The sequence below is a fragment of the Lysinibacillus sp. VIII_CA genome (assembly GCF_049943995.1).
In the GTDB taxonomy this organism is placed as follows: domain Bacteria; phylum Bacillota; class Bacilli; order Bacillales_A; family Planococcaceae; genus Lysinibacillus; species Lysinibacillus pinottii.
In genome coordinates this window covers 126,720-152,190 of record NZ_JBNFXM010000003.1, presented here as the reverse complement: position 1 = coordinate 152,190, position 25,471 = coordinate 126,720, and the positions used below count along the sequence as shown (strand labels likewise).

The following is a 25,471-nucleotide window of genomic DNA, read 5'->3' as shown; positions in this document are numbered from 1 at the left end:
TATGAAGCAACATATTGAAACTAGCCTCATTCACGCGGGTGTCCGTGATGGCTACTCAAATAAAAAAGGAGCAGTCAATGTTCCTATATATCTTTCCTCTACTTTCCACCAAGAGAGTATAGATGAGTTTGGCGAATATGATTATGCTCGTTCAGGTAACCCTACGCGCGATGCTCTAGAAAAAGCGATAGCAGAGCTTGAAGGTGGAGTACGTGCCCATGCCTTTTCCTCAGGGATTGCTGCTGTTTCAGGTGCTTTAATGCTGTTGTCACAGGGCGATCATATCGTGATGACAGAAGATGTTTATGGTGGAACATATCGTTTTGTGACGAAGGTTTTACCGCGTTTTGGGATTTCCCATACTTTTGTAGATTTCTCAGATTTAGCAGCCGTGGAGGCCGCTATAACACCGACTACTAAGCTGCTTTATATAGAAACACCATCTAATCCAACGTTAGGCATTACTGATATTCGTGGTGTAGTAGAACTGGCCAAACAACATCAATGCCTCACATTTTTGGATAATACCTTTATGACTCCATTACATCAACGCCCGTTAGAGCTTGGTGTTGATGTCGTGATTCATAGTGCGACGAAGTTTTTATCAGGGCATTCTGATATTATTGCAGGATTAACAGTAACTGCTGACGAAAAGCTAGGAGAGGACTTATACTTTATCCAAAATTCATTTGGCAATATTTTAGGAGTACAGGATTCATTCACACTCTTGCAGAACATCAAAACGACAGATGTACGCTTTAGCCGTTCTGCACAATCTGCTCAAAAAATTGCTGAGTTTTTAGCAACACATACACTGGTTGAACAAGTCTACTACCCTGGCCTCTCGTCACATCCAGGTTATGACATCCATCAGCGTCAAAGTACAAGCTCTGGAGCTGTTTTATCCTTCCGCTTACCGAACTATGCTTCCGCAAAAGCTTTAGTCGAGGCAATGAAAATTCCAGTTTTCGCTGTCTCACTCGGTGGTGTAGAATCCATTCTTTCGTATCCAGCAAAGATGAGCCATGCCGCTATGGAGGCTGAGGAACGTGCCAAACGCGGAATCACAGATGGACTTCTACGCTTTTCTGTAGGACTCGAGCATGTAGATGATTTAATAGCCGATTTCGCACAAGCTTTAGAGGTCGCTGCAAAAGCATAATGGAATAGACGTTAAAAACCGCGCCCATAATGACGCGGTTTTTCTGCATGCTCAATACTTCACCTTAGCCAACACGCGATATAAATAATCGCCATGCCCCTTAGCTAACTTAGTATCTTGCTCAGCTGATATCCAGTAAAAAGAAAAAAGTAAATCTGCTTCATTCATACCCGTAGGATGATGTTGCCAGGTTTCCCTTGTTTCCTCAGAAGTGGTTAAATGATAAAAATAGCGTTTCTGTAAAACACCTGATGGATGGTTAAAATAATCCTGTGCAATAAGCCCTTGGACAACAAGTGTTGTTAGGCCTGTCTCCTCCAACATCTCCCTCTTTACGGCCTCTAATGGTGTTTCTCCTTCTTCTATCGTACCTTTGGGAACTTGAATACCTGCCCCTATTGTATTTTGTTCAAAGACGAGAACTTGAATTTGTTCCTCATGCTCTCTCGTAATATAGCCAAATGCTTTTTCAACTACTTGCATGAAGTCTTCCCCCTATCTAATTGTGTGTTACATAAATACAAAAATTGGAATAGCAGGTGAAAAGTGTTGACACTTATTATACGTTAGATGCAAGAAAATGACATTACTTTTGTACAAGAAATGACCAGTCAAGGCTGGCATCATACATATGAAGGAATCATACCTCACGAAACATCAGACTGTGTCATACAAATCGCTTCTGTCACCGATTTCAATGGGTCTCATTGGAATATTTTTATCTGGCAACGATTGACGTATATTTTTCAACCATAGGATTCTGCGTTGCCTAGTGCTTTTCCCACACTTTTATTGATGTAAGATTAATTTGTTTGCCCTGAATAACAAGTGCTGTTAATCCTCTTGTACTGCCAGATTCATGTGCTTGTCCTTGTCTCCAAAGAACATCATCTCCTGTTTGAATATCGACACTATTTCCACCCTCACCACAAACCCAGCCTTCACCTCGGATAACAATCAATAATGGTGGTTCAGGGACTTCATGCAAGCCTACCATACCATTTGGCTCGATATAAATAAATCAGTTGCATCTAATTTGATTCCTATCACGCTATGCTAATTCTTCTTGTGCAAATGCTAATAACGTACCATCCTCTTTCTTGTAATAAAAAATAAATGCATCATAGCCATTTCTTTTTACCGTCTCCCAGTCTGTTATTTTACCATTCATTAACTGAACATTTCCTTGTTTATCCACCTCATAGTCATCTGCTTCTTCGTCATAATCAATATTGTAGAAAAATGATAAGACAACTTCAGTGGCGGGCATATTATATTGCTGAAGAGGACGGTTGCTACGATGTTCTTCAGTATAGTCATCGCAAAACAACGCATTATAACCATGTAGAGTCGCATCAAAAAGTAAAATCTCCTCTGCTGACAAAGGGTCCTTGGCAATTATTTTAGCAGTCGAACCTGAAATGAATGGTAAAACCTCTCCTTCTAAGGTTAATAAATCACCATAGTACCAAATTTCAAATTGTGTGTTATTTGAACTAGAGCAAAGCTGTAATTGTGATTCGACCACTTCTGATGGTTGAATCCTTTTGGCAAAATACTGTAAGTAGGTAGGAATAGGATTATTCATGTTTGCTTCTCCCCTTTTTTATTCGATAAAATCCTCATACATCTTATACCGTATTATAATTTAATGAAATTTTACACAAAAAGAAAAGCCCAGAAATTTTTCTGGACTTGATGACACTTACTTTTCTAGCATGATTAAAACTGACGGGCCTTTGCTTCGCTTCGCAAGAGACGGTTATGAAGGGTTATCTCCGTTTCCCCGTTTACTTGCGATTTTGATCGCTTAATCCTTGACCAGTTGCGGTGGATTTTTTGAGATTTGGGGTCTAATTGTTCGAACCTACTCATTTTTCATCCTCCTCATCATTATAGATTTCATAAGTGAAATCTTTTATATTATGACCAGCTAGGATGGAATTATACAACCCCTCTAATAGTCGCTTATGGTTTTCCTATTATTTATTTTCTTTTAGTCAAGTTAAGGCATATTGCACATCTCATTCTGCTTCAATGCGTAAACCATCTTCGTCAATATTAAAATGACCATATGATGTGCCCAACGAGTAGCTTTTTCAGTATTTCCAGCGCCTACTAATGCAAAACAGCCTCGCACTTCATTTCAATAAAAAGCTGAAATCCTCGCCACCCCTTGTTGGAACGTCTAAATGATAGGCTTCGGCATCAAAATGCTCAATCGCTAAACGTTCAACTAAGTCGGCACTAGCTTTACCATTGATGACGACTAGTACCGTATTCATAAATTACCTGTGCTGTACCAACTTGATCAGCATAATGACGAATTTGCCCCTCTAAATGCATACGAACTTCTTGAGAACCATGCTTCATAGGTTCTACTTAAATTCGTATATTCGATGCTACTAATTTCCCTCAAGCACTCCTTCTAGTTTTACCATTGACATCGCTCTTGTTTAACAGAATTTCTGATAAATAATAATGATTCTCATACAAAATCGCTTTTGCGATCAAGCCCCTTTTATAATTTTATCTTTTAAATCGATTGCCCGTGTTCATATAAATCATTAAAAACATCGTAAGTACTACGAAAAGAATAAGACCTACAATAAATAACCACTGTGTTTGAAATATTTCATTCAGCACCCATAAAAGTACACAAAAACAGTAGCCATACATCATCTTCCCCATAAATTTTGCAAGTGCTACTTCGTCATATTTATCTTTTTTATCTGATGACATGGTGTTAAAGCCAGCAATTAAAAATATCCCTTTCCCCTGCGATAATACAAGGGCAAAGCTAAGAAACGGGAGCATAATGATTAAATATACAAAGACACCCACAGTGAATCAGCCTACTTTCCGTGAATAAATTGTTGAATAGTCGGTAGTAAATCCTCATGTAATGGAAGTGTTGGATCTGCATAGGTTGCTAAATTCGCGGCATAGTCTTCTGGTGCCTTTTTCAACACATGGTTCATCCCCTTCATATAAAGAAGCTTTGCATTAGCGTTACCTTTCTTTAATGCCTCTGCATCGACTTCCTTCACTTGTAAATCAGTCGTTCCTTGCACAAGTAGTACACGACTCTTTACTTTCCCAAGCTCTACGGCTGGATTATACTTGAACATTGAAATAAGGAATGGCTGTACAGAAGGACGGAAGACTGCTTGTAATTCTGGCGAAATACTTTCTACTTGCTTTCCTTGCTTAAGAGCTTTCAAAATGTCCTTGGATTCTTTGAATAAATTTGGTGCTAGTTGACTTTTTAATTGCTCCATCAATACTTCATCCATTGGACGCCCAGCACCCGCAATCGAAACAAAGGATTCTACTCCTGTTTGTTGAGCAGCTAATAAACCAATTAATGAACCTTCACTATGCCCAATTACATGAATATTTGTATAGGCTTTATTAGCCTGCAAGGATTGAATGATTTTCACTGCATCCTCCACATATTGGTCAAACGTCACATCTTCTTCTTTTGTCAAGAGTGCTTGATTATCCCCAATACCGCGCTTATCATAGCGTACAGTTGTGATGCCCTCCTGAGCTAAACCTTCAGCAATCATTTTTAAGCTATTATTTTTACCAGCTAAAACTGAATTACCATCCTTATCTGTTGGCCCAGAGCCAGCTATAATAACTGCAACTGGTGATGGAGATGTTGTATTAGCTTTTTGAAGAGCCACCATTAGGTCACCTTGCTGAACTGGAATTTTTAATGTATCGTAGGTGACTGGTTCCTCTTTATATGCTTTTAAGATAAGTGGGAATGTCCCCCCATTTTGTTGAAATGTTGCTTCAATTTGTTCATTTTTGAATGTACCATCAATATCTATAAATGAGCCATTTAATTGAATGGACACAGTTACCTGATCACCTGTATATTTCACACTCTTCAACGGAAAATTGGATATTCCCTGTGCTGGCACGGATAGAGTACCACCATCTTTCTGTAAATCAACAATGATTGGTAGCTGTCCATTCGGTGTTTCAATATTGCCTTCCCATTTTCCAATAAACTGTTCGCTCATGGCACTTCCCCCCTTTGTTTCATTGTTTTCTGCAATCACTCCCTTTTGCCCACAGCCAGCTAAAAGTAAAAGCGTACAGCATAACACAAACAATTTCTTCAATACAATCTCCCTCCCTATGTGAAAATTACCAATATTTTTGGCAATACTGCCATACTGATTCATAAACACTATTTGTTAGCATAATTAACTATCCAACCAATGCCTTATTTTTTGAACTAACGAGGATGTATCTTATGTACTGTCAAAAAAATGCCCCTTGCAATCGTGAAATGGTAGTGCCATAGCATCAAAAATGCCTACTATTTATAAGCATAATACCCCTACCTCCATTGTTTTAAAATAAACAAGGACAAATTTGTCATGGCTCTTTTTTTAAACACCTGGTACTTGCCACCCTAATAGGTATATAGATTAACTAATTGTAACAAAGTAGAATCTGTTCTACTAAGAGTAGTACAGATTTTTTTCGTTGTCAAATGTAGCTATTTTTTGGTGTCCGTTTTGTTATCTTCCCCCATTGAAAAGCAGCAATAAAAAAGGACCCAGAATAATTCTGGATCCATGGACACTTATTGCTTCTAGTTGATTTTTTACTGGAATGGTTTACGCTTCACCTTAATCTACAGTGAAACAGATCTCTGCTTCACCTTTAGCCTTAAGTATTAAGAAGCTTCAACCCTCCACAGCTGTGGCGGACTTTCCTGAGATTCTTGGTCTTTGGGTGTTTGACTATTACTCATTCTGCATCCTCCCCATCAGTTTAGATGAATAAGTGTTTCCAGTCTTATTATGAACCATTGCCATTCTGTTTATGCATGATTATAATGTTTTCTTTGGCTAAGAAACTATGCCAGCCATGGTGAATTTGTATTTTGGTCTTGTGGCGTGCAGCAACAGTCATTAAGTCCTGATTGATCGTGCAGCGAAATCCAATCATTTTCCGTAAACCAACTCTACATCTGCTAACGCATTGGATTCCGTCACCTTTGCTGCATCTTCCTTTGTCATCTATTGTTTAATCGATTCATCACCCATCATTTTGTTCCTCCCACCACGTTTTTATACAAAAACCCCAATTCCGCGTCTCCAGAATTGGGGATTGTCCTTCACGTATGTAAGGTACTCTTTTTCACGTCACCCACTGGCTCTGTTGAAAAAGGATAAGGTTTTCATAGTGCCTCACAGGACAGCTTTAATGAATATCTATGCAAAGGTCACGAGGACATGCACGCAAAATTAATGTTGGGCAACTAGACAAGCTTGGGCTTTTTCAATTTGAATTTTGACTTGGTCAAAGCCAGTGCCCCCAAGAGAGTGACGACGTCGAACGGCCGCTTCTGGCGCTAACACATCGTAAATATCCGAATCAATTAACTCGCTTTCATGCTTCATCTCATCCAATGGTAAATCTAATAGGTAAATGCCTTTTTGAATACAAGTGAAGACAAGTTTACCTGTTACCTCATGTGCTTCACGGAATGGCATACCTTTTGTAGCAAGGTAATCAGCTAGCTCTGTTGCGTTCGAAAAGTCAGCATGGACAGCCTGCTGTAAGCGATCCGTATTGACGGTCATCGTACGAACCATACCTTCAAAGATTTTCAGAGAGCCAAGAATCGTATGCACTGTATCGAACATGCCTTCTTTATCTTCTTGCATATCTTTGTTGTACGTTAATGGTGTTCCCTTTAAAACCGTTAACAAGCCCATTAGATTTCCATAAACACGCCCTGTTTTGCCTCGAATGAGCTCAGCCATATCGGGATTTTTCTTTTGTGGCATAATGGAAGAACCTGTTGAAAAGGCATCATCCAATTCAATAAATTTAAATTCATCTGTAGACCATAAAATGATTTCCTCAGCAAAGCGCGATAAATGAGCCATTAACAAGGATGCATTACTTAAAAATTCTACAATAAAGTCACGGTCACTTACAGCATCCATCGAGTTGGCATAAACCTCACTAAACCCAAGCAATTCTGCTGATTTTAAACGGTCTATTGGGAATGTTGTCCCTGCCATCGCTCCTGCCCCTAATGGCAAAATATCAATGCGTTTGATGGATTCTGTGAAGCGTTGCTTATCACGCTCTAGCATCCAAAAATAAGCCATTAAATGGTGGGCAAATGAAATGGGCTGAGCTCGTTGTAAATGTGTATAGCCAGGTGCAATCGTTTCAATATGCTCCTCGGCTTGGACTAATAAAGTTTGTTGGAATGTAGCAATTAAATCAATCGTTTCCTGGACACGCTTTTTCAAAAATAGATGCATATCCGTCGCAACTTGGTCATTGCGGCTACGCCCTGTATGAAGTTTGCCACCAACAGGACCAATTAAATCAATGAGCATCTTTTCTAAATTTAAATGTATATCTTCATTAGCAATGCTAAATTCAAGCTCACCTGCTATTGCCTTATCTTTCAGTTGGGCAAGACCACTCAGTATGGCCTGTACGTCAGCTGATGGTAAAATCCCTGTTGCGCCAAGCATTGTGACATGTGCAACACTACCTTCAAGGTCCTCTAGCACAAGTTGTTGATCAAAGCCAATGGATGCACCAAATTCATCTACCCATGCTTCTGCTGATTTTTGGAAACGTCCACCCCATAGTTTTGTCATGTCAGCTCACCTTTTCCTTTATTACTTTTCAAAAGGTGTAGGTCAAGCACAAATGCTTCACCCCACCCTGCTTATTACGATTACTTTTTATTAACAGCTGAGTTCACTACAGTTGGTAGACCCCATAGTTCGATAAAGCCTACAGCGGAAGCGTGGTTGAATTGATCTTCCTTAGAATATGTGGCTAATTTTTCATTGTATAGTGAATTTGGTGATTTACGTCCTTCTACAATGGCATGCCCTTTGAATAATTTCACACGCACTGTACCATTCACATATTGCTGTGACTGGGTAAGGAATGCCTCAAGTGCATCACGTAATGGAGAGAACCATAAACCATCATAAATTAATTCAGATAGTTTTTTCTCAATGACTGGCTTGAAGTGGGCTAATTCTTTGACAAGTGTTAAATCCTCAAGCTCTTTATGAGCCGTTAACAACACCTTAGCACCAGGAATTTCATAAACCTCACGAGATTTAATACCGACTAAACGATTTTCAACGTGATCGATACGTCCAATGCCATGTGCACCTGCTACTGCGTTTAATTCCTGTATTAAATCAGCAAGCTTCATTTCTTTGCCGTTTAAAGCAACTGGTTTACCAGCCACGAATTCGATTTCCACGTACTCTGCTTCATTTGGTGCATTTTCTACTGAAACCGTTAAGCCATAAGCTTCTTCTGGTGGAGATACCCATGGATCTTCCATAATGCCCGCTTCATTCGCACGACCCCATAAGTTTTGGTCAATTGAAAATGGAGAATCTAATGTCGCAGGAATAGGTACATTATGTTTCATCGCATATTCGATTTCCTCATCACGGCTCCAGCCCCACTCACGTACTGGTGCTAATACCTCTAAATCAGGATTCAATGCTTTAATAGAAACTTCAAAACGTACTTGGTCATTTCCTTTTCCTGTGCAACCATGAGCTACAGCATCCGCACCTACTTGGTTCGCAATCTCAACTAATTTTTTCGAGATTAATGGACGAGAAAGAGCCGACACTAATGGATACTTTTGTTCATACCATGTGTGTGCTTGTAATGAAATTAATGCATAGTTTTCAGCAAATTCATCCTTTGCATCCACCATATAAGATTCAATCGCTCCTACTTGTAGAGCTTTGTTTTTTACAAACTCCAGATCTTTCCCTTCACCAACGTCAAGACATACTGCGATAACGTCCCAACCTTGTTCTTTTAACCATGGAATTGCGACCGAAGTATCAAGTCCACCTGAATATGCTAGTACAACCTTTTTATTTGCCATAATTAAATACGCCTCCATTGCTCTATAGATATGTATGTTTATACATTCAATTAAAAGTTTATACACGAATAGTATCATGTTATAAAAATAAAAACAAGCGTATTTTTATAAATTAATAGACTTTTATTTTTCTTATAAAAAGTCAGTTTATCCATACATCACTCTGAAGAAAATCAATGATATTCACTCGAAAAAACACTTTTCTACTATAGACATAAATGTATACTATATAAATTACAACAAAAAAGAATCCAATGTATAAATTGGATTCTTGTGCGCCGCTATTACTGGATAAAAAAACGAACTATTGCTTGGAACAGCTCGACCACGCGTAATGGAAATCTACGCGTTTACTTGCATTGGATAGATTTATTTGACCAAACCTTCTTTGGATTCATCAGTATAAGTAGAAAGGCTGCTATTGAATACAGGATAGCGTTATACATCATTAAAATAATTAAATTCTCGTTTATTATGCCAATAAAAAAATTGAAGAATTGATGAATGATTATAGGAATTATTAAATTTTGATTAATTGAATAGAAGGCTGTCATAATGATGGTCGTAGAAATGATGGAAAGCATAAAGAATACGATGTATTTCAGTAGCTCCAACCCTGTAAATCCAGTTGTAAACCAAATCGGTAAATGCCAAATCCCCCACCAAAATCCTATGATAATCGCAGATTGTAATGACCCATATTTCTTTTGAAGCTCAAGCAAGGCAAAGCCTCTCCACCCTAATTCTTCTCCTATAGGTCCTGACAACAGATTTTTAAAGAAATAATAACTAAGCATTCCCCAGGATGAAATAGTAAAAATTGCGTCAGCTTCAGCATGATTCATAGCTAGAAGTAAGATGATGATAAAGATGGTGCCTTGAATGAGCAAGACAGAAAGAATGACAGAAAATTGGAGTTGATGTTTAAATTTTTGTTTCACGAAATGTAAAAAGTGCTGCCCTGGATAAATTTTTGGAAATAGTATGGCAAAGGCAAAAGTCGATGACCATGCTGATAGACAGCGGACTATATCGAATACCCATGTAGGAAGCCCTAGCATTTTGACAGCGCCTACAAGGCAAAAAAGTGGTAAAAAGATGATATTAGTGAGGATAACGAAGCTTGCTACTGGTCTTTTTAGCTTCTTTTTTCTGTTCATATAATAAATCCCCCGTTTCGTTCTGAATACCTTCAGCTTAAACCTGGGGGTTGCTCACAGGTCAATACATATTTCTGGCCATCACTCTATTTTATTGGGACATACATTTCTAAAAAAATTCGTTCTAACCCTCCCTCGTAAGTCGCTAGTAATAAGTTAATATAAACGAGACCTAAAAGTTTATAGCCATTTTCTTTTGCTACTCTTCTAATAGTCGCTTCCACTTGGTCATCTGTATTTTTGCCCCCGGTTGACCATCTTCCGTCTTCAATTACCGTATATAAACATTTAGGATGATATAAAACTTGCTCTTCTAATGTTTTCTCGTTTTCTTCTAGCTTTCGCACAATCATAAATTTATCTTTCTGCATGCCCTGTTCATTAAAGTGAATGACCCTTCTTAATGATGTCAGGATCACCGCTTTTTTTAAACTGTCTGTATTTTCTTTGAGTGCGTCATACTCTTCATAAGCTGTATAATGGTCTATTACGCCTAACATGGCTAGAGGTTTCATTTCTTTTATCTTAAAGGTACCTACATATTGTTGAATTTTTTGGCAATCTTCTTTAGCATTTTGGAGTTTTTTTAACAGTAGTTTTTTATAGGCTATCTCCTCTAACACTTGTTGTTCTTTCTCCTCCAATACGAGTTGGATTCCCTCTATGCTCATGCCCTTTCTCACTTCTTGTATTCGTTTAATTTCTAAATCCAATTCTCGATAAAAATTGACGGTTGTCAAATTATAAATATCCAATTGATTATACGTTCTATAGCCATTTTCGCTATTTTGGTGAGGCTTGACCAATCCCTTTTCCTCATAATATTTGATCGTATCTCTAGAAATGCCTAAAAATTTTGCCACTTGTCCAATTGTATACATATTACCCCCCTTTTCTTTGCCAGTATGAAAAAACTGTAGACATGCCAAGAACATGTTTACAGCTAGATGTTCATTATTTTTTATGGAAGAATGACTTCCCTAGGAACTCAATTGTTGCAGGTGCCAATGCATACAGTTTACTCGACAGCCCCATGATTTTTGGGAGGTTGACCTCTCGAACTGGGCGTTCAATTGTTTTAATTGTCGCCTGTGCTACTTCATCAGCTGATAATAAAAATCTGCCTAAAGATGCGCGATAGCCACTTTGATCATTGACCTTGTCTAAAAATGGTGTATCGATTGGACCAGGGTGAATGGCTGTTACTTTTACATGATATGGTGCAAGCTCCATGCGTAGTCCATTGGTAAATCCTACAATTGCATGTTTAGTAGCTGCATAAACACTTGCTTTCGGAGTGGCGACCTTGCCAGCCTGTGAACCAATAAAAATCAAATGCCCTTGATTTCGCTTCATCATCGTGGAAGCTAACCGTTTAGCAAGATAAATGGGTACACCAATATTCAATTCAATCATTTGTGCAATATCTTCATCCATTAACTTAGGAGCCTCAGCAAACTTTCCAACACCAGCTGAAAGGATGGCGACATCAATAGGAGGAAGCTGGGCACAAACAGCGTCGAGTGTATGTAAATGGGTTAAATCAGCTTGGATGACTTTGGCTCCCAAACGTTCTAAAACTTTTAATGCTACAGCATTGCGGCCTGTGGCATAAACGTTATGACCTTGGGCTACTAGCAACTCTGTTATTTTTAAGCCTACACCACTTGTGGCCCCTGTTACGAAGATCGTCTTCCTATTCATATATAGTCCTACTTTCTTTTAAATAAATAAATACCTTCTTCTGTCTTCGATGAAGTAATATAATTATTTGCCTCTAAATAATCTAAATGCCCCAACGTTTTAGACAAGGTTAATCCAAGCATATGCTGGAAGATAGCTGGATACAATCGTTTCGTCACTTGCACAACCGTTAATTGATCATCCCCTAGTAATTCACAAACTTTCATGGATTGCTGATGCTGTCTTTCTAGTCGTTTATCAATTAATATCGGAATGTCTTGTAGTTCAGCCCCATGTCCTGTATACATCATTTTGACAGGCAATTGGCGTAAGATTTCGAGGGATTCATTATATTGTAATAATGACTTTGTACGTCCCAATGAAGGATCTAATGGTGGTTCAATTAAAGGATTGGGCGTGATTTTTTCAAGTAATAAATCTCCGCCAATCACATGATGTGTTTGTTCATCCCAAAAAATAAAATGGCTTTGTGCATGCCCTAATGTTTCAATTGCCTTTAATCCTGGATGCCCAGGTACTTCATCTCCATCGGTCAAAATTTGTGTCAATGGACGTTCTCCTACAAGCTCTAATTCACGACGTACATGCACGCTTTTAGCAATATACTCTTGTGGCACCCCATGTTCAAATAAACATGTACTGTAAAATTGCTCGTGATAACGTAAAAACTCTTCGTCATGACGAAGCCATTTATCATTATAGGCATGGCCTAAAATTTCAGCATATGGAAAAGCATCGACCCATCCCGCATGATCAGGGTGATGATGGGTGAGTACAACTTGTTCAATATCTCGCATATCATAGCCCGCAGCGCGAATCCCCCATTTCAGAGCATCATAGGCTTCTACTGTTTTTGGTCCAACATCAAAAATGCTAAGTGCATCACCTTTCACAATAAATGCATTGACATCTCCTACTTCATAGGGTGTTGGTATTTCTATTTTGTATATAGACAAAGTTGTCTCCCCCTTTTTACTCGCTAGTGAATACTGATTCATTCTATTTTACAAGTTTTTTCTGTTTTCGTCATCTTCCTGTTGACAGGTTGCTTTTCCATCACTATAATTTTGAATAATCTAATTATTAATGTGCGTTGAAGAAGCCGAGTACGTAATTGGTGAAGGTGTTAGAGAGTGTTACATTTGCTGAGAGTAACATCACCCACTCCCATTACCGAACCTATTTCTGAGCAGTTATGCAAACATAACCGTCTCCCTTGCGATAAGAGGGCTAAGAGTTGTGCCAATATTGGCAAACAAAGGTGGTACCGCGGAAACAAGAGCGTTTTCGTCCTTCTAAATAAGGACGAGAGCGCTTTTTTATTTTGAACTGGAGGTTTTATTCATGAAAAAAATTTTATTTATCGGTGCGGGCTCAATGGCAGAGGCATTGATTCAAGGGTGGATAAAGCAAAAGGTATTTTCACCACAGGAAATTTACGTCACCAATCGCTCTGATAAAGAACGTCTGCATTTCTTACAAGAAACATATGGCATCCACTGCATGTTTGATCAGGCCATTTATCGTCAGGCAGATCTAATTATTTTGGCGATGAAGCCAAAAGACGCAATTGCAGCGATGCGTGAGTTAAAACCCAAAATTACAGCACAGTCTGCGATTCTGTCGATTCTAGCGGGTATTGGCATTGGGACGATTACTGAACTTTTAGGGAGCCGTCCAGTCGCACGGGTGATGCCTAACACGTCTGCCACTATTGGTATGTCCGCAAGTGGCATTTCATTCAATAACGAAGTGTCTACTGCACAGCGTATTCTTTTTCTCCAGTTATTAGAGGCTGTTGGCTCTGTTATTGAAGTCGATGAGGATCAATTACATGCAGTCACAGCCCTTTCAGGTAGTGGCCCTGCTTATATTTATTATTTAATGGAGGCGTTCGAGCGTGTAGGGACAGAGGTAGGCCTATCTAAAGATACCGTACGATTATTGATGACACAAACACTTGCAGGTACTGCCGAAATGCTCAAGCAATCCTTAGATGAACCAGATGTTCTACGCAAAAAAGTAACAAGCCCTGGCGGGACAACAGAGGCTGGAATTCAAGCGCTAGAGCAATATCAATTTAATAAGGCGATTGAAGCTTGTATCAAAGAAGCTGTAGCACGATCTCGTTCACTTGCAAAAGGATAACATTCGGTGCAAAATAGAGTTTATCACTAGGAATTAGGGGGCTTTATTTTGAGTAAATTATTCGAACCTTATCAATTACAATCCATTTCCTTAAAAAATCGTGTTGTCATGGCACCCATGTGTATGTACTCAGCTGAGGATGATGGTCTGGTCACACCTTTCCATCAAGTCCATTATGCGACAAGGGCAGCTGGGCAAGTAGGATTAATCATTTTAGAAGCTACTGGTGTTGTTCCAGAAGGTCGTATCTCCAATAAAGATTTAGGCATTTGGGATGACGCGCATATTGATGGCTTACGTCAATTAGTAGAGGGTATGAAAGCATATGGGGCTAAAACAGGCATCCAGCTTGGTCATGCTGGACGTAAAGCAACCGTAGAGGGCGAAATTTTTGCCCCATCAGCCATTGCCTTTAGTTCAGACTATCAAACACCTACAGCCATGTCTGAAGAGAACATTCAACATGTGATTGAAGCGTTCAAACTTGCTGCTATTCGTGCGGCAAAGGCAGGCTTTGATGTACTCGAAATTCATGGGGCACATGGCTATTTAATTAGTGAATTTTTATCGCCTGCTACGAACAAACGAGAAGATCAATATGGTGGCTCACAGGAAAATCGCTATCGCATATTACGCCAAATTATTGATGCCATTCGCAGTGTTTGGGATGGGCCATTATTGGTACGTGTTTCTGCAGAAGATTACGCAGAAGATGGCACTACAATGGATGACTTCATCGTCTTTAGCCGCTGGATGAAATCACAAGGAGTAGATTTAGTAGATGTATCAACAGGTGGCGTTGTCCCTGCTACTATCAATGTCTTTCCAGGATACCAAGTTTCTCATGCTGAAGCCATCAAACATGGGGCTGATATCGCTACTGGCGCAGTAGGCCTTATTACAACAGCCATTCAAGCCGAAGAAATTTTACAAAATAACCGTGCAGATTTAATTTTCTTAGCTCGTGTTTTACTCCGTGAACCGTATTGGCCGCTCCATGCAGCTAAAGAATTAAGTGAAGAACTACAACCACCCGTACAATATGTCCGTGGTTGGTAAACTTATTTCCATAACAAAACAGCTTGTGCGTTCACAAGCTGTTTTTAATTATTTAATTAGAAAAGTGGATTTTGCTTTATTTCTTCATCAATAGCCTCTATTAATGCCGCCGCATCATCCGCAGTGATGATTTCTCCATTAACTATAGCAAAAATACCTTGCTCACAGATTTCACAATGCGATGTACACCCCGACTCCTCGATGTCAAAATCATCACGTTCTAACAAAACATCATATGCATCTGCGGCACCAAGCGATAAATTCGTCATGCAAAACTCGACTCTATTTTTTAATGGCTGTGAATCTTTCTTCTTTTTAAAAAGAGAAAATACCATGTTTATTCCCCCTTACAAATATTTCACTCTGATCTTTCTCATTTTTGAACATCATGTGAATTATAAATAATTTCTAGTGCGTAGTAACTCTAATAGGCGATTTGAGACTTTCGTCGACTCTTTATAGAACAAGTATACGGGTACATTTGGCAATGAAAAATCTTCAAATGGCACAATATTAAAACGTCTCTCCAACTGTTGAAATACGTAGCTGTGAAAGATGAAGTTTTTGTGTCCTGTTCGGAAATTACAAGTTTGAGCCGCTATAATAAAGGACTGTCACGATTTATACTCCATGCTTCATGATTACTATTTTTTCATTAAAACATATATTTAATTTACTAAATTATACAATACTATTAGACTGAAAAATAAATAGATGTGCAAAAGGAGAGATATACATGTCTTATGCTACATTAAGTCGTCAATTTCGACTTTTTGCCGAACAGGAATGCGTGAACTCTAGCCCTCTGTATGAACATTTAGCTAATAAAATGGCTGCGGATGAGGAGCTATTGGAGATTGCCTCCCTGATTCCACCAAATCAACCAGCACCCAATCTATTGTTGGCAGCTGTTCAATATTTATTGATTTCCTTGAAAGATCCTTTAGCTAAGTATTACGCGTCTTTTACGGCAACTCCACATCCCATTCAAGGGGTTTACCCTGTCTTCAAAGCATTTGTGATGGATCATGCAAAACAATTAAAGTCATTATTTCAAGAAAAACTTGTCCAAACCAATGAAATTCGACGTTGTGCCTACCTCTATCCTATGATGACTGACATTTATCACAAGCACCAGCGACCATTGGCCTTCATAGAAATAGGAGCAAGTGCTGGACTTCAGCTTGGTATGGATCACTACAATTATTGCTACAATCATCAATTATCCATTAACAATACGAACAATGGAAGTATCATATCTTCAGAAAACCGAGGGGAAACACTTCCTAAGTCTGTGTCAAAGCCACCCGTTGTTTACCAAAGGATTGGCATCGATTTAAATCCCATTGATCTCCGACAAAAGAAAGAAAGTCAATGGCTGCAAGCTTTAATCTGGCCTGAACACCACGAACGTCGATTGTTGTTAAATGAAGCTCTCCCTATCTTCAGTCAATTAGAAATTCAGTTAATAAAGGGTGATGCAATCCAACTAATAAAGGAGATCAGTCAAACCATTGAGGAAGAAGCCATGTTAGTCGTTTATCATACACATGTTGCCAACCAAATGTCACTCGAATCACGACATTCATTAATAGAGCAATTAAAAGAGATTAGCATGAAACGCCCACTCTACCATTGCTATAACAATTTATTTGACGTACAGCTACACCAGGATTTTCTGAATCAGGGCACCATACAATCTATTCGGACAATGGAACGTCCTGACGGCCATGGACGATGGTTTCAATGGTCAAATAGTTAAGGTGGCTACTGAAACCAAGAGATGCGTGTTTTTTTCTATGCAGTTGTGGTTATGGAGCGCCTTCAATTTAAACCTTATAAATCGATTCATCAGTAGAAAGGACGTTAAAATGCGAGGAATTAGCTTTGAAATAAAAAATGAATATGGCAGATATATATTGGATATTTTAACAAATCTAATTAGTGCGACTTGGCATTGGTCTATAGGACCTGGAGAATCTTACAAGATAGAGAATGGAACACTTGGTGCAAACCTTTTCCCCGATGATACCATTTTAAATGGCCTATCATTTTTAAACTGTATATCAGTTGATGAATACTATGTAATATTTGCTGACTTGAAAGCCTTTCCTCAACGTGAAGATGTTGTGGAAATTAAAAGCTATGAAGATTTTTTAAAAAGCTCATGTGAAATGGTACTATTAATCATTGATTCAAGCTATGTATCCCTTTTTGTCAAAGAAGAATCTATTATTGATAAGTTGTTCGAACGTGCAACAGCTTCCTATTATACAAACATTCAATTGATTACTGATGAAAATGATACACGTTTTTGTTTAACGGTATGGGGATAAAGATCATCATCTACAAAACGCTGTGGCAGCCTAGTGACACAGCGTTTCTACTACTCTTTAAAAATCGTATTCAGCATCTTTTTTCGCACGAATTTCTGCAAATGCGTCTGTTACCATTACAGTATCCTCTGCTAATCGTTCAAGACGGAAACGGACATCATCATTGACAATTTCTTTGCGTAAAAAGTCTTTTTCTTCTATAAATACATAGGTTGGCACAATATGGGCCTTCATGTAGGCAAGAATAGGCTTTAATTGCTGCTCCACCATTAAATAGTGCTTTGACGTCCCTGCGGTAACAATGACGCTGACTACTTTATCGCGAAAGGCATTGACTGGTAATAGGTCAAAGATATTTTTCAATGTTGCTGGAATAGAAGCCTGGAATGTTGGCGTCCCAATGACAATAGCATCCGCAGCCATGATCGTTTCTGTGACATATTTCGTATCGCCCTCATAGTCAAAGTAATTACGTCCATCACTAAATACTAGTTGATAGTTAGCAAGATCGAGAAGCGTCACTTCATGCTCCGGGTATTTTTTTGGACAATCTCGGCAAATTTATGCATCGCTGTTCTTGTTTTTGAGCCAATAATGGAACCGGCAAGTGCGACAATCTTCATATGATGGTACACTCCTTATTTTGCTGTATATTTTTTCATTGCTGGGATAATATCGTTGCCGATGATTTCAATGTTTTTCATGATTTTATCGAATGGGACCCCGCCAAAATCAATTTGTGCCATAAAACGCTGCATCCCATATAATTCATATTGATAGAGTAATTTCTCAATAATTTGTTCTTTACTACCGACCATTAAGGCATCTCGTGTATCTGTAGCTTGAGCAAATTGTTGTTTAGGATAGCCTCCCCCACGAATCGCTTGGAAACCACCGTTTAAATGTGGATACATCCCTTGTAATGCCTCTTTTATTGTATCTGCTACATAAAACAGGCTTGTTGTGGCAACTGGCAATTCATTTGGAACAAAACCTTGTCGCTCTGCCGCTTCTCGATAAGCATCAACAGATGGCTTAAAGTTTACAGCGGGCCCACCTAGAGTCGTTAACATCATGGGAATTCCCATATACCCTGCTTTTATCGCACTCGCTGGCGGCCCACCAACTGCACGCCAAATCGGTAAAGAGCCGTTTTTTGGCTGCGGTAATATTTGAGCATTATGAAGTGGGGCACGGAATTGGCCTTCCCATGTCACAAGCTCTTCATCATTGATTTTCATAAGTAGCTCTAATTTTTCTTCAAAAAGTTCTTCATAATCTTGTAAATCTACACCAAGCAAATGGTATGCTCCTACTCGTGATCCGCGTCCCGCCACAATTTCGGCACGACCATTTGATAATAAATCAATGGTTGCAAAATCCTCATAAACACGCACAGGATCTGAAACACTTAACACAGTGGCAGAGCTGGATAGTTTAATTTTAGAAGTTGCTTGCGCGATAGCCCCCAACACAACAGTATGTGCCTGTGTTGTAAAATAAGATTGATGACTTTCACCAACTCCAAATACATCAATGCCTGCTTGCTCCGCTAATTGGCTAGCTTCAACCAGCTCTTTTAGTCGTTGCTGCGCAGAAATTCGTTCTCCTGTTAATGGGTTGGGAATATGGTCTCCTAAAGAATACAGCCCAAATTCAAGTCCTTGTGATTGATCAATACGATATTTTTCCATTATGAATTACCTCTCCTTATTCAAGCGGCTCTAAAATCGCTTCAATTTCTGCTCGTTTTTCTTCTAAAAATGGTGGAAGATCTAGCTCTTTTCCTAGTTCATCTACCGAGGAATCTACCGTAAACCCTGGGCCATCTGTCGCCATTTCAAATAGAATTCCGTTACGATCTCTAAAATAAAGACTTTGGAAATAATAACGATCGACAACACCTGTGCTAGTTAAACCTAGCTCTTTAATTTTTGTATCCCATTCTAGTAGCTCATCGACCGTTGCTACACGTATAGCAAGATGGTGGATACTTCCTTTACCTGGTTTTTCACTTGGTCCTTCTAATTCTTTGACAAGAATCTCTCCAAGCACTTCCCCCTCTATCGATTGCAGAACTGCCTCTTGGTCATTTTCTGCAACAACGGTATAGTGAAATAAATCTTGTAGTAAATTCACTGTCCGTTGTAGATAACGCACCGTCATTTCAACTGTACCCATCCCTAAAATGCGATGCTCTTCAGGGATTTCATTGCCATCCCATGGTTGCCATTGCGCTGGTGTTTCTTGACCATGATGGTTTAATAACACCATTCTCAACCCTTCATGATCCTCAAAAAATAAGGCGTCTTTCCCCGCATATGTGGAGATGTCACTATGTTCTACCTTTAGCTCTTGGAAACGAAATTTCCAATAAAGTAAACTCTCATAGCTTGGTACAAGTAGACCAATACGTGTTATCGCATTGGTTCCTCGCACAGTACGTCCCGCAACAGGCATCTCAAAAAATGTTAATTCTGTACCCGCCGACCCTGTTAAGTCCCCATAAAATAAGTGATACATGGATGGGGAGTCTTGATTCACGGTTTTCTTTACACGTCGTAACCCTAAAATTTTAGTATAAAAATGATTATTTTGTTTGCCATTTTTCGTTAGCATCGAAATATGATGATGTCCACTTAATTTGTTCATTGTATGCTCCTCCTCGAAATCACTTGACTAAGCAAGTGATAGGGTAAAAAAAATTACGCTAGTGGTAATTTTTTTTCCTGACTATGCTTTTCCAGCTTTGTCATCAATTTATATAAAGTTTTCATTTCTTCATCTGTTAATACATCTTCAAAAAATGAGGATTGGAAGTGAAGCTGACTAGGTGTTGCTGCATCAATCATTTGCTCCCCTTTTGCCGTCAACGAAATCGTTTTCGTCTTCCAATTTTGCTTACGCTCAATCAGTCCCTCTTTTTCAAGCCTTGCCAGCATGCGAGACATTCCACCTTGTGTGACCGTTACTTTTTCTGCTAGTTGACATTGTGTAATAGGTGCATAGGTTTTTATTTGGATTAGCACATCAAATTGTGCGGTGGTTAGATCAAAACGTTTTAAAAATTCATTGGATAATTGATTACTTTGGGCTGTAAAGCGCATCATGCGAATCCAGGTTAAAGTACCTAATGTATGATTTTTCACGACTTTATCCTCCCTTCTGTTATCACTTTACCACTCAAGTGATAAAGAAGCAAGAGAAATATCTCGAATTTGAGATATTAAATACATAGGGAATATCATCCCTATATAATGCCATGTGTGGTAATAGGGTATAAGTTGCCTTTAAAGGCAAATGATATTCTCCCCGTTTCTTCGGATACGACCATAACGAGTGCATCACTTACCTCACTTAATCCCAATGCAGCACGATGTCTTGTGCCTAATTTCCTTTCCCCTGTATAACGCTCTGACAGTGGTAATACATTTGCCGCCGATTCAATTTGATTATGGTTGACTAATACTGCGCCATCATGAAGAGGATTGCCTGGGAAAAAAATTGATTCTACTAACGAATGGGTTAAGTCAGCACCTATATGAATACCAGGCTGGACTAGCTTCTCCAAAGCGTCTTCTCGCTGGATCACGATTAAACCACCGTGTCTTCTCAGTGACATATTTTGTACACTATGCGACAGTTCAGGATACTTTTCTGTAAACGGGGAAAGATAACAATTTAAATAAAACGTGGCTGCTTTCATTTCAATTGCCACAAATCTTTCTTTAATTTTTTCAAAATTGCCAAGGAGACAATTTGTTTCTGTATCCATCTGTTGAACACTTTGCTGTAATGACATAATCACGTGGAGAAGCTCATCTTTTAATGTTTCTTTCATTGGTGAAAAATCACAATTTATTGGATTCACAAAAGGCACCTCTCTTTTTATAAAAGCTTTCCTCTCTTAGTTTCCCTGGAAAAGCTATTTTTATGCGTCACTGAAAGCTAGTGCTATGAAACGTTCTTGTTTTCTAATAAGAAAGACAAGACAAACTCCTATGATACTAACAAAAATACAGATGATTTTCTTCTCCTTGTCAAAAAAAACGCATTACCTGTAGAACTAATTTTCTACAAGTAACACGCATAAGCTCTTACATATGTCCAGCCCTAATCTTTCTCACAATACTAAAAGTCGTATATGTAGCAGCTGGTGCTAAAACGACAATAAAAATGATCCAGACTGTTAGATTATTTGTTGCTTTTAACGTTTCATAATTTGTTATGACAAACATGATGAGACCGAATAGTAATAAATAGCTCAGCACATTTGGAAATATCACGATTAGTCGTAATAGTGCTGGCGGCATCTTTTGCTGATTCATTTTAACCACACCCCTTTTTTCAATTATACGGGAAATAAGTGATTGATCGTACTATATTTTTCCTTTTAGACGCTATAAATATATAGCATCAATACAAAAAACATCTATTAGCTGTCATTCCAATTAATAGATGTTTTTCAGTATTAAAGTAATGTATTGTTTTGCCAAGTATAAATAGCTTGATCGGCAGTTAGAAATGTTTGCGGGAAAGTTTCCTGAGCCTCTGCCAAAAATGGAGGTAAATCTTGTGGAAGAAAACGAGCACTTAAATGATTTAATAGTAAATATTGTGCTCCTGCTTGCTGTGCAACCTTGGCTGCCTCCACATTAGTTGCATGACCATAATTGGCTGCTAAATCCGTTGTTGTGCCGTCAAAGGTTGCTTCATGTACAATGATATCAGCGCCCATTGATAGCTGAACAGCCTCCTCACAATATTTCGTGTCGCCTAAAATAGTTAGTGTAAAGCCTTTTTTGGCTGATGCTACAACATCTTTCGCTTGAATGACATCACCATTTTCAAGTACGACATCATGCCCTCTTTTTAATTGTCCTAAAAGAGGACCCTTGGGAACACCTAAATCCTTGGCTTTTTCAATTAATAATTCACCAGGTAAATCCTTTTGTTCAATACGATATCCATAGCATGGAACAACATGACGCAATTCCTTCGCATAAACCGTAAAACAGGCATCCTCGTATACAATCCCTTCCTGAACCTCTACAAAGTGCAAGGGATATGTTAAATGAGTCTTTGATAAAGCAAAAGTTTGTTCAATCCATTGCTGTAAGCCGACTGGACCAAAAATCGTTAGAGGTTCATCTCCTCCTTGAAATGAACGAGAGCTTAAAAAGCCCGGCAATCCGAAAATATGATCACCATGAAGATGCGTTATAAAAATTTTGGATACCTTCCGGGGCTTTAGCGAGGTGTGTAAAATTTGATGTTGAGTCGCCTCTCCACAATCAAAAAGCCACATTTCGCTTATTTCGTCTAATAGCTTCACCATCAGGGCACTCGTATTTCGTTCTTTGGAAGGCATGCCTGCGCCTGTTCCTAAAAAATGTAGCTGCACAAATGCCACCTCAATTCATGTTTTATCGTTTTATTGTACCTTATTGAGTCTCATAAGAAAAACCTTTGGTAAAAGCTTTATCCAAAGGTTTTGTCGTTTATTTTGGTTGCCAAGAAACAAGAGCTGCATGAAAATCATGACGATAGTAATAGCGTCCATCTTTTTCTTCAATAAAAGGCTCCAGCGACTCCTCAATATGTGCTTGTAGGACATCTGTATTTAATATTTTTTTACTTTGTGCCGTCACTAGCTGCTCATAGCTTTCATAAGTATATACGCGTTCTAAAGGGATGATTTGGCAATCAGCGTAAATATCCATTTCGTACAGTAGATTTAAAAACTCAATATAATCTCTTCGAGGGAATTTAATCGTATAGCCATACTTTTCATATAGTATTTCATAGTGTGGCTGAATAGGCCCTGTCGTCATCCCTATGATGGCACGTTTCGTCGCCAGTCGATTCATATGCCCTAAAGCAGCTTTAATTTCATACATACGGTAAAAACAATTCACGCCTAAGACGATATCATGGGGCTCTATATCATCTTTTTCTAAACGTTCCCATTTTGCATGTACATATGAAACGTGCTTCTGATGAGGCATGCACTGCTGTAAATACTGTAGCATACTTTCAGAGCTATCCACACATGTGAGCTTGTCTACTCTATCTGCTAAAGGAAACGTGTAATTGCCCCAGCCAGGACCAATTTCTAATACAGAATGTTGGGGGTCAATACTTTTTTGAAGCTCCTGAAAAATACGTGCAGCATATGGATCCGTTTGCCCCATATTTTTCCGTGCCACAGATTGAGCCCAAAATTGCTCCTCTAGCTGATCATTCACCATACGCTCAGGCATATGCCCTTGCCAGTCTTTCATACCTTCTTGCCATAATGCTTCAAAATTAATGGCTAATGGTCCTTTTTTGTCATACAGATACCTCTATAGATAATAATTCATATATTTTTTTCATATCAAGATTTGCTCGTACATGACTAGCTAACATGTTATAGGCATCTTCTCTTCGTTCAGCATCACTTTTTACTTCACGTGGTAAAGCAGCTAAACCTTTTTTCATACGGATGTCATTGATAAGCTGACGAGTATAGGTACGATTATGAAATAAACCATGGAAATACGTACCAATTACCTGTTCGTCTTGACTAACAGCCCCATCTTCACGACCATCTTCAAGCAGTAAAAACGGTGTAACTTCTTCACGTAAAATTTTTGTTCGCCCTAGATGAATTTCATAGCCTGTCAAAGTATCCTGTCCTCTTGTGCCAGTCATTTGAACCGTTTTTTTATTGCCTACGAAAGTAGTTTCCATCGGCAATAAGCCAAGACCATCAGCAGATTCACCATTTCCCTCCACTGCATCTGGATCTAATAGCGTCTCACCAAGCATTTGAAAACCACCACATATTCCAATAATTTTGGTGCCATGCTCCCTTAATCGGGCAATGGCTTGATCGAAGCCTTGAGCCTTTAACCAGGCTAAATCATCGATGGTACTTTTCGTTCCTGGGAGTATCAGCAAATCTGGCGTACCGAGTTCATGAACTTTTCCAATTAATCGAACTCCCACTTCAGGCTCATCAAAAAATGGATCAACATCTGTGAAGTTTGAAATACGGGGTAAACGAATCATCGCCACATCGACAGCAAATTCCCCTGGTTTTGGCTTTTTAAAGCGTAATGATGATAAAGCGAGCGAGTCCTCCGCTTCAATATTGACCTCTAAATAAGGCACAACACCTAGTACGGGAATGCCTGTTTCTTGCTCCACCCATGCCAAACCATCATCCAATAATTCACGCATGCCTCTAAATTTATTGATGATTAACCCTTTCACTCGTGCTCGCTCCGCTTCATCTAGCAATGCCAGTGTACCAACAATCGAGGCAAAAACCCCACCACGATCAATGTCGGCAACAAGGACAACCGCTGCATCTGCTAAATGAGCCATTCGCATATTAGCAATATCACGATCCTTTAAGTTAATCTCTGCTGGGCTTCCTGCCCCCTCTAAGACAATGACATCATATGTATTTTGAAGCGAACGAACTGATTTTTCCACAATGGGCATGGCTTCCTGTACAAAATTATTGCGATATGTTTTGGCATCCATATTTAAAAAATGCTTCCCGTGGACAATGACCTCAGACATCATATCTTGCTTTGGTTTCAGCAAAATAGGGTTCATATCAGTCGTCGCAACAACACGGGCAGCTTCAGCCTGTACTCCTTGTGCTCGACCAATTTCTCCGCCATCTTTTGTTACAAATGAATTAAGCGCCATATTTTGCGATTTAAAGGGGACAACTTTAAAGCCATCATCTGAAAATATACGACACAACGCCGTACAAATCATACTTTTTCCAACATCGGAAGCTGTTCCTTGAATCATGATTGATTTTGCTGGCATAATCAATTATCCTCCGTCATTATAGGTGTCACGCTGTTCCACGAGACACAGATATTTGCCTTTCTTTCGTTAGGTTTTCTCTCCTATCCATCATGCGTTACCTAGCTCAGGAGTAAATCCTCGATCCTAAAGGTAA

Annotated in this window: 27 protein-coding genes, 1 pseudogene and 1 other annotated feature; of the genes and pseudogenes, 5 read left to right on the top strand and 23 right to left on the bottom strand. The window is 39.0% G+C overall.

What is annotated here, in order from left to right; genetic code table 11:
* The first annotated feature begins 1 nt into the window (after position 1).
* Positions 2–1,162, top strand: coding sequence for an aminotransferase class I/II-fold pyridoxal phosphate-dependent enzyme (locus ACP3VS_RS06160; protein WP_012294953.1), 1,161 nt, complete (start codon positions 2–4; stop codon positions 1,160–1,162).
* 51 nt (positions 1,163–1,213) lie between these two features.
* On the opposite strand, the gene ACP3VS_RS06155 is transcribed toward ACP3VS_RS06160, so the two are convergent.
* The 13 genes from ACP3VS_RS06155 to ACP3VS_RS06095 all read right to left on the bottom strand — a co-directional run bounded on the left by ACP3VS_RS06155 (position 1,214) and on the right by ACP3VS_RS06095 (position 12,957).
* A complete protein-coding gene (locus ACP3VS_RS06155; RefSeq protein ID WP_012294954.1) occupies positions 1,214–1,645 on the bottom strand; it encodes an NUDIX hydrolase in 432 nt (143 codons plus the stop codon).
* Positions 1,646–1,931: 286 nt separating this feature from the next.
* Positions 1,932–2,159, bottom strand: a complete 228-nt coding sequence (locus tag ACP3VS_RS06150) for a hypothetical protein (RefSeq protein WP_012294955.1) — start codon at positions 2,157–2,159, stop codon at positions 1,932–1,934.
* A gap of 54 nt (positions 2,160–2,213) precedes the next feature.
* Positions 2,214–2,750, bottom strand: coding sequence for a hypothetical protein (locus tag ACP3VS_RS06145; protein ID WP_031416254.1), 537 nt, complete (start codon positions 2,748–2,750; stop codon positions 2,214–2,216).
* Between the two features lie 134 nt (positions 2,751–2,884).
* Positions 2,885–3,037 carry a YpzG family protein gene (locus ACP3VS_RS06140; RefSeq protein ID WP_004231380.1) on the bottom strand — a complete coding sequence of 51 codons (153 nt, stop codon included), beginning with the start codon at positions 3,035–3,037 and terminating at the stop codon, positions 2,885–2,887.
* A 266-nt stretch (positions 3,038–3,303) separates the two neighbouring features.
* Complete coding sequence (locus ACP3VS_RS06135; protein ID WP_012294959.1) at positions 3,304–3,447, bottom strand: hypothetical protein; 144 nt, start codon at positions 3,445–3,447, stop codon at positions 3,304–3,306.
* Between the two features lie 244 nt (positions 3,448–3,691).
* Positions 3,692–4,006, bottom strand: coding sequence for a DUF3784 domain-containing protein (locus tag ACP3VS_RS06130; RefSeq protein ID WP_012294961.1), 315 nt, complete (start codon positions 4,004–4,006; stop codon positions 3,692–3,694).
* A gap of 11 nt (positions 4,007–4,017) precedes the next feature.
* Entirely contained in the window at positions 4,018–5,301 is a 1,284-nt protein-coding gene (locus ACP3VS_RS06125; protein WP_180276564.1) for an alpha/beta hydrolase, read from the bottom strand.
* 1,137 nt (positions 5,302–6,438) lie between these two features.
* The gene (gene argH, locus ACP3VS_RS06120) at positions 6,439–7,821 is read right to left on the bottom strand and encodes an argininosuccinate lyase (RefSeq protein WP_031416256.1); all 1,383 of its coding nucleotides are present in this window, start codon (positions 7,819–7,821) and stop codon (positions 6,439–6,441) included.
* Between the two features lie 80 nt (positions 7,822–7,901).
* Entirely contained in the window at positions 7,902–9,095 is a 1,194-nt protein-coding gene (locus tag ACP3VS_RS06115; protein WP_036162036.1) for an argininosuccinate synthase, read from the bottom strand.
* A gap of 350 nt (positions 9,096–9,445) precedes the next feature.
* Positions 9,446–10,255: a CPBP family intramembrane glutamic endopeptidase gene (locus ACP3VS_RS06110; protein WP_012294967.1), complete on the bottom strand. Its 810-nt coding sequence runs from the start codon at positions 10,253–10,255 to the stop codon at positions 9,446–9,448.
* Positions 10,256–10,341: 86 nt separating this feature from the next.
* The gene (locus tag ACP3VS_RS06105; protein WP_426388465.1) at positions 10,342–11,136 is read right to left on the bottom strand and encodes a MerR family transcriptional regulator; all 795 of its coding nucleotides are present in this window, start codon (positions 11,134–11,136) and stop codon (positions 10,342–10,344) included.
* Positions 11,137–11,209: 73 nt separating this feature from the next.
* Positions 11,210–11,959, bottom strand: a complete 750-nt coding sequence (locus ACP3VS_RS06100; protein WP_426388464.1) for an SDR family NAD(P)-dependent oxidoreductase — start codon at positions 11,957–11,959, stop codon at positions 11,210–11,212.
* An 8-nt stretch (positions 11,960–11,967) separates the two neighbouring features.
* Complete coding sequence (locus ACP3VS_RS06095) at positions 11,968–12,957, bottom strand: MBL fold metallo-hydrolase (RefSeq protein ID WP_051889523.1); 990 nt, start codon at positions 12,955–12,957, stop codon at positions 11,968–11,970.
* A gap of 86 nt (positions 12,958–13,043) precedes the next feature.
* Positions 13,044–13,257 (top strand) — a binding site (T-box leader).
* A 46-nt stretch (positions 13,258–13,303) separates the two neighbouring features.
* On the opposite strand from ACP3VS_RS06095, the gene proC reads away from it, so the two are divergent.
* Together proC and namA are read left to right on the top strand one after the other, a co-directional pair.
* Positions 13,304–14,107 carry a pyrroline-5-carboxylate reductase gene (gene proC / locus ACP3VS_RS06090; RefSeq protein WP_426388462.1) on the top strand — a complete coding sequence of 268 codons (804 nt, stop codon included), beginning with the start codon at positions 13,304–13,306 and terminating at the stop codon, positions 14,105–14,107.
* A gap of 48 nt (positions 14,108–14,155) precedes the next feature.
* Positions 14,156–15,166 (top strand): NADPH dehydrogenase NamA, encoded by a 1,011-nt coding sequence (gene namA, locus ACP3VS_RS06085; protein ID WP_012294973.1) that lies wholly within the window; start codon positions 14,156–14,158, stop codon positions 15,164–15,166.
* 56 nt (positions 15,167–15,222) lie between these two features.
* On the opposite strand, the gene ACP3VS_RS06080 is transcribed toward namA, so the two are convergent.
* Positions 15,223–15,501 (bottom strand): DUF1450 domain-containing protein, encoded by a 279-nt coding sequence (locus tag ACP3VS_RS06080; protein WP_080717362.1) that lies wholly within the window; start codon positions 15,499–15,501, stop codon positions 15,223–15,225.
* A 401-nt stretch (positions 15,502–15,902) separates the two neighbouring features.
* On the opposite strand from ACP3VS_RS06080, the gene ACP3VS_RS06075 reads away from it, so the two are divergent.
* Positions 15,903–16,928: a DUF2332 domain-containing protein gene (locus ACP3VS_RS06075; protein WP_426388461.1), complete on the top strand. Its 1,026-nt coding sequence runs from the start codon at positions 15,903–15,905 to the stop codon at positions 16,926–16,928.
* Between the two features lie 109 nt (positions 16,929–17,037).
* Positions 17,038–17,502: a DUF2691 family protein gene (locus tag ACP3VS_RS06070; RefSeq protein ID WP_207889228.1), complete on the top strand. Its 465-nt coding sequence runs from the start codon at positions 17,038–17,040 to the stop codon at positions 17,500–17,502.
* Positions 17,503–17,559: 57 nt separating this feature from the next.
* Here ACP3VS_RS06070 and ACP3VS_RS06065 read toward each other — a convergent pair.
* From ACP3VS_RS06065 to ACP3VS_RS06025, 9 genes and pseudogenes are all read right to left on the bottom strand, one after another.
* A pseudogene (locus tag ACP3VS_RS06065) lies at positions 17,560–18,125 on the bottom strand (NADPH-dependent FMN reductase).
* A gap of 15 nt (positions 18,126–18,140) precedes the next feature.
* Complete coding sequence (locus ACP3VS_RS06060) at positions 18,141–19,196, bottom strand: LLM class flavin-dependent oxidoreductase (RefSeq protein WP_426388460.1); 1,056 nt, start codon at positions 19,194–19,196, stop codon at positions 18,141–18,143.
* 16 nt (positions 19,197–19,212) lie between these two features.
* On the bottom strand, positions 19,213–20,154 hold the full coding sequence (locus ACP3VS_RS06055; RefSeq protein WP_012294979.1) for a ring-cleaving dioxygenase: 942 nt from the start codon (positions 20,152–20,154) through the stop codon (positions 19,213–19,215).
* A gap of 53 nt (positions 20,155–20,207) precedes the next feature.
* Positions 20,208–20,612: a MarR family winged helix-turn-helix transcriptional regulator gene (locus ACP3VS_RS06050; RefSeq protein WP_206700972.1), complete on the bottom strand. Its 405-nt coding sequence runs from the start codon at positions 20,610–20,612 to the stop codon at positions 20,208–20,210.
* 140 nt (positions 20,613–20,752) lie between these two features.
* On the bottom strand, positions 20,753–21,373 hold the full coding sequence (cdaS, locus tag ACP3VS_RS06045) for a sporulation-specific diadenylate cyclase CdaS (RefSeq protein ID WP_080695213.1): 621 nt from the start codon (positions 21,371–21,373) through the stop codon (positions 20,753–20,755).
* 226 nt (positions 21,374–21,599) lie between these two features.
* On the bottom strand, positions 21,600–21,830 hold the full coding sequence (locus ACP3VS_RS06040) for a hypothetical protein (RefSeq protein ID WP_008178293.1): 231 nt from the start codon (positions 21,828–21,830) through the stop codon (positions 21,600–21,602).
* 143 nt (positions 21,831–21,973) lie between these two features.
* On the bottom strand, positions 21,974–22,906 hold the full coding sequence (gene rnz, locus ACP3VS_RS06035; protein WP_031417506.1) for a ribonuclease Z: 933 nt from the start codon (positions 22,904–22,906) through the stop codon (positions 21,974–21,976).
* A gap of 97 nt (positions 22,907–23,003) precedes the next feature.
* Complete coding sequence (locus ACP3VS_RS06030) at positions 23,004–23,786, bottom strand: class I SAM-dependent methyltransferase (RefSeq protein WP_426388459.1); 783 nt, start codon at positions 23,784–23,786, stop codon at positions 23,004–23,006.
* A gap of 49 nt (positions 23,787–23,835) precedes the next feature.
* On the bottom strand, positions 23,836–25,335 hold the full coding sequence (locus ACP3VS_RS06025; protein WP_036164066.1) for a cobyric acid synthase: 1,500 nt from the start codon (positions 25,333–25,335) through the stop codon (positions 23,836–23,838).
* Between the last annotated feature and the right edge of the window lie 136 nt (positions 25,336–25,471).